Annotated in this window: 5 protein-coding genes; 4 read left to right on the top strand and 1 reads right to left on the bottom strand. The window is 65.7% G+C overall.

The window, feature by feature from the left end; translation table 11 throughout:
- Window positions 1-8 precede the first annotated feature (8 nt).
- The 3 genes from AC04L7_RS14545 (at window position 9) to maiA (ending at window position 1,951) form a co-directional block, all read left to right on the top strand.
- Window positions 9-140 carry a 2OG-Fe dioxygenase family protein gene (locus tag AC04L7_RS14545; protein ID WP_475513275.1) on the top strand — a complete coding sequence of 44 codons (132 nt, stop codon included), beginning with the start codon at window positions 9-11 and terminating at the stop codon, window positions 138-140.
- A 63-nt stretch (window positions 141-203) separates the two neighbouring features.
- Window positions 204-1,193 (top strand): fumarylacetoacetate hydrolase family protein, encoded by a 990-nt coding sequence (locus tag AC04L7_RS14550; RefSeq protein WP_435996821.1) that lies wholly within the window; start codon window positions 204-206, stop codon window positions 1,191-1,193.
- Window positions 1,194-1,291: 98 nt separating this feature from the next.
- Window positions 1,292-1,951 carry a maleylacetoacetate isomerase gene (maiA, locus tag AC04L7_RS14555; RefSeq protein ID WP_435996823.1) on the top strand — a complete coding sequence of 220 codons (660 nt, stop codon included), beginning with the start codon at window positions 1,292-1,294 and terminating at the stop codon, window positions 1,949-1,951.
- Between the two features lie 75 nt (window positions 1,952-2,026).
- Here the strand turns inward: maiA and AC04L7_RS14560 are convergent, their stop codons facing one another.
- The gene (locus AC04L7_RS14560; protein WP_296279530.1) at window positions 2,027-3,163 is read right to left on the bottom strand and encodes a PilT/PilU family type 4a pilus ATPase; all 1,137 of its coding nucleotides are present in this window, start codon (window positions 3,161-3,163) and stop codon (window positions 2,027-2,029) included.
- A 94-nt stretch (window positions 3,164-3,257) separates the two neighbouring features.
- Here AC04L7_RS14560 and AC04L7_RS14565 point away from each other — a divergent pair.
- On the top strand, window positions 3,258-3,553 hold a 296-nt coding region (locus AC04L7_RS14565; protein WP_475513274.1), incomplete at its 3' end, for a DUF4398 domain-containing protein.

The following is a 3,553-nucleotide window of genomic DNA, read 5'->3' on the forward strand; positions in this document are numbered from 1 at the left end:
GGTCGCTGCTGTTCCTCGATGACGAACGCGTCATCCACGAATCCACCCCGATCCAGCCGCTGGATGGGCAAGGTCATCGCGATACCCTGGTGCTGACCTTCCGCAAGGACGGTTTCCAGGGCGATCCGATTGCGGCTTGACATGGCCGGTCTTTCGTTACAATTGAAACCATGGCGCATGGGCGCCCGCATCCTGGAGTTCCGATGAAGCTGGGTTCCCTGAAGGAAGGTGGTCGCGACGGTACGTTGATCGTCGTGTCCCGTGATCTGGCCCGCGGTGTGCGCGCCACCGGCATCGCGCCGACGCTGCAGCGCGCGCTCGAGGACTGGAGCAACACCGCGCCGCGCCTCAACGCACTGTACGAATCCTTGAATGCGGGCGACGCCGATGGCGCGTTCGACATCGACCTTCAGGCGCTCGCCGCGCCGCTGCCCCGTGCCTACGAGTTCGTCGACGGCAGCGCTTACCTGCCGCACGTGGAGCGCGTCCGTCGCGCCCGCAATGCGGAAGTGCCGGAGAGCTTCTATACCGACCCGTTGATGTACCAGGCCACGAGCGCCGCGTTCTACGGACCGCGCGATCCGGTGAAAGTGGTCAGCGAGGAGTACGGGATCGACCTGGAAGCCGAGATCGTCGTCGTCACCGACGACGTGCCGATGGCGGTGACACCGGTGCAGGCGGCGGGTCACATCCAGCTGATCGGCCTGGTCAACGACGTGTCGCTGCGCAACCTGATCCCGGGCGAACTCGCCAAGGGCTTCGGCTTCCTGCAATCCAAGCCGCGCTCGGCACTGTCGCCGGTATTCGTCACGCCTGACGAACTGGACGCTGCCTGGCGCGACAGCAAGGTCCACCTGCCGCTGGTCACGCACATCAACGGCGAGTGGTTCGGCGCGCCGGAGGCGGGGGTGGACATGCAGTTCGACTTCGCCCAGTTGGTCGCGCATGCGGCCAAGACCCGCCCGCTGTCGGCAGGCACCATCGTCGGTTCCGGCACCATCGCCAATGAGGACACGTCGAAAGGTGCGTCCTGCTTCGCCGAGCAGCGTACGGTCGAGACCTTGCGCGATGGCAAGCCGTCCACGCCGTTCATGAGTTTCGGCGACGTGGTCCGCATCGAAATGATGGACTGTGACGGACGTTCCATTTTTGGCGCGATCGAGCAGCGTATCGAGCCGCAACCCTTGCCTTGAGGGCGCGGCCGGCCCCAGTGTGACTTCAGGACGGAGCGGGTCGGGCATGGACATGGATTCCGGGGATTCGAAGGCGCAAGCCGCGGGGAGCGGGTTGCATGGCTGAGCACCTCAGGCTGTATTCCTACTGGCGTTCCAGCGGCGCGTATCGCGTGCGCATCGGTCTGAATCTCAAGGGGTTGGCCTACGAAACCGCGCCCGTGCATCTGGTCCGCGACGGCGGCCAGCAGCACGCGCCGGACTACGTCGCCAAGAATCCCCAGCACATGGTGCCCACCCTGCAGCACGGCGTGCGGGTGATCCGCCAGTCGCTCGCCATCCTCGAGTACCTGGACGAAGCCTGGCCGTCGCCACGCTTGTTGCCGATGACGGCCCGGGACCGCGCGCGGGTGCGCGCGCTGGCGCAGATGGTCGCGTGCGACATCCACCCGCTCAACAATTTGCGCGTGCTGCAGTACTTCGAAGGCACCTGGAACGTGCCGCAGGCCGAGCGCGACGACTGGGTGAAGCACTGGATCATAGAAGGGTTCGCACCGATGGAGGCCCTGCTTGCCGGCGATGCCGCCACGGGGGCCTTCTGCCATGGGCAGACCCCCGGACTGGCGGATTGCTGCCTGGTGCCCCAGGTGTTCAACGCGCGCCGGTTCGGTGTGGACATGAGCGCCTTTCCCACGATCGTCCGCATCGAGCAGGCCTGTCTCGCGCTCCCGGCCTTCGATCAGGCCAGGCCGGAGAACCAGCCCGACGCCAACGCCTGACCGGATGTCGCCGAAAACGGAACGGGCGGGTTTCCCCGCCCGTTGACCCGCATGCCGTTCGGCGACGCGGCGTGCTCAGCCGAAGCCGTGGGTGATCCGCGGCGAGCTGCTGGCCGTGTCGTAATCCGCGTACGGATCGTGCTCGCCCTTGCTGCCTTCGGAGAGGCGGAACTTCAGCGCCAGGCCATCGCGCGAGTCCGCAGCGCGCAGGGCTTCCTCCTGCTCGATCAGGCCTTCCTTCACCATGCGGAACAGGCACTGGTCGAAGGTTTCCATGCCTTCCTCGAGCGACTCCTCCATGGCGGCCTTGATCTCGTGCACCTGGCCGCGGCGAAGCAGGTCGCGGATCATCGGTGTATTGATCAGCACTTCCGCCGCCGGCATGCGACGACCGTCGGTGCCCTTGACCAGGCGCTGCGACACCACGGCGCGCAGGTTGAGCGCCAGGTTCATCAGCACGTTCTTGTGTGCGCTTTCCGGGAAGAAGTTGAGGATGCGCTCGATGGTCTGGTCGGCATTGTTGGAGTGCAGCGTCGCCAGGCACAGGTGGCCGGTTTCGGCGAAGGCGATGGCCGCTTCCATCGTGGTCGCGTCGAGGATTTCGCCGATCAGGATGACGTCCGGCGCCTCGCGCATCGCGTTCTTCAGCGCATTGTGGAACGCATGCGTATCCAGTCCGACCTCGCGCTGGTTGACGATGGACTGCTTGTGCCGGTGCAGGTACTCGATCGGATCCTCAATGGTCAGGATATGGCCGGTGCTGGTGGTATTGCGGTAGTCGATCATCGACGCCAGCGACGTCGACTTGCCGGAACCGGTGGAGCCGACGATCAGCACCAGACCGCGCGGGGTCATGATGATGTCCTTCAGCACCGGCGGCAGGTTCAGCTCCTCGATCGTGGGGATCACGCTGCGGATCGCACGGATGACCATGCCCACTTCGCCGCGCTGCTTGAACACGTTGACGCGGAAGCGGCCGGCGTCGTGCAGGGCGATGGCCATGTTGAGCTCGAGCTCGCGCTCGAAGACAGGCACCTGGCCTTCGTCCATCAGCGAGTAAGCGATCTTCTTGACCATGCCGGGCGGCAATCCGGTGTTGCCCAGCGGATAGAGCTTGCCTTCGATCTTGATGTAGACCGGCGCCCCGGTCGTGAGAAACATGTCCGAGGCGTTCTTCTCGGTCATCAGCTTCAGGAAATAGCCGATGTCCATGTGCAACACTCCCCACGATGCGCGGCACACGTTGCAACGGCGCCGAAGGCTACAGACAATGGCCGCGCGTACCCCTCAACGTCACGGCACCCCAATGACTGTTAGCTTCGCACACTTCCGCAGGCCCCTGCATGTGATGGCCGCCGCAGTAGCGGCAATCGTGCTGTCGCCGGCGTTCGCCCAGAACGCGCCGACCCCCGAACTGGAAGCGGCGATCAAGGCGGTGCAGCGTGCCGACCAGGCCGATGCGGACCAGTACGCACCCGCGCCGCTGGCGGCGGCCCGCCAGTCGCTCGCGCAGGCGCAGGCCACGCGCAGCAAGAAGGAGGCCCTCGATTTCGCCGTGCGCGCCGCCGCGGACGCCGATCTGGCGCGCGCGCGCAGCGAGGA

The organism is Pseudoxanthomonas sp. LjRoot204_2 (assembly GCF_056175765.1).

Coding starts and splice junctions, on each gene's coding strand:
- AC04L7_RS14550 (WP_435996821.1), top strand. CDS start 204: ATGAAGCTGGGTTCCCTGAAGGAAGGTGGTCGCGACGGTACGTTGATC.
- AC04L7_RS14560 (WP_296279530.1), bottom strand. CDS start 3,163: ATGGACATCGGCTATTTCCTGAAGCTGATGACCGAGAAGAACGCCTCG.
- maiA (WP_435996823.1), top strand. CDS start 1,292: ATGGCTGAGCACCTCAGGCTGTATTCCTACTGGCGTTCCAGCGGCGCG.